2 protein-coding genes are annotated in these 859 nt (G+C 71.2%); one reads left to right on the top strand and one right to left on the bottom strand.

Annotation, left to right across the window (positions count from 1 at the left end; all coding sequences use genetic code 11):
* The coding region (locus tag LHJ74_RS34090; RefSeq protein ID WP_375546898.1) for a MerR family transcriptional regulator at positions 1-138 on the bottom strand (138 nt) is incomplete at its 3' end.
* A gap of 28 nt (positions 139-166) precedes the next feature.
* Between LHJ74_RS34090 and LHJ74_RS34085 the strand changes: the two genes are divergently transcribed.
* Positions 167-859: methyltransferase domain-containing protein (locus tag LHJ74_RS34085; RefSeq protein ID WP_260222242.1), on the top strand; the 693-nt coding region annotated here is incomplete at its 3' end.

The following is an 859-nucleotide window of genomic DNA, read 5'->3' as shown; positions in this document are numbered from 1 at the left end:
GCGTCCGCCCGCGTCCCGTCCAGGGTGCAGCAGGCCCTTCGACTCCCAATGCCGCAGGACGTGCGTGGCCACGCCGAACCGTGCCGCAAGAGCGCCGATGCTCATCACACCGGCGCCGCTGTCTTCGCTTGACTTCATGCCGACATTAAGTCGCAGCCTGACATCCATGTCCAAAAACCAGGAAGCGGCGGAAGAACACCGCAACACCCAAGCCCTGCTGGCCGTCCTCGACGCGGCGGACCAGATACCGAGCGCCACCCGGCTGCGGGCCCGCTCCTACGAACTGCTGTCTCTCGTCCCGGGCTCGATCGTCGTGGACGCCGGCTGCGGCGCCGGACGCGCCGTCGCCGAGCTGGCCGAACGCGGCGTCCACGCGGTGGGCGTGGACCCCGACACATCGATGCTGACCGCCGCCCGGGAACGGTGGCCGGCGGCCGAGTTCCGGGAGGCTGGGGCGCAGGATCTGCCATTCGCCGACGCAAGCGTGCGCGGCTACCGTGCCGACAAGGTCTTCCACGTACTTCAGGAACCAGAGCGCGCGGTGGCGGAGGCGCGGCGCGTCCTGTGCCCGGGCGGCAGAATCGTCCTGGCCGGGCAGGACTGGGACACCATCATGATCGACTCGGACGACGCGGCGCTCACCCGCACGATCGTGCATGCCCGCGCCGACCTCCTGGGCACCCCCCGCGCCGGCCGCCAGTACCGCAGCCTGCTCCTGGACGGCGGCTTCGACGACGTCACCGTCGAGGCGCACACCAGCGTGTTCACCGACCCCGCGATGCTGCCGCTGCTCACCAGGCTCGCCGAGCCGGCCTGCACGAGCGGCGCCGTCAGCCGTGACCAGGCCGACGAGTGGCTC

It is taken from the genome of Streptomyces gossypii (assembly GCF_025165795.1).
Classification (GTDB): domain Bacteria; phylum Actinomycetota; class Actinomycetes; order Streptomycetales; family Streptomycetaceae; genus Streptomyces; species Streptomyces gossypii.
The sequence above is the reverse complement of the archived record's forward strand: the minus strand, read 5'-3'. Positions and strand labels throughout refer to the sequence as shown.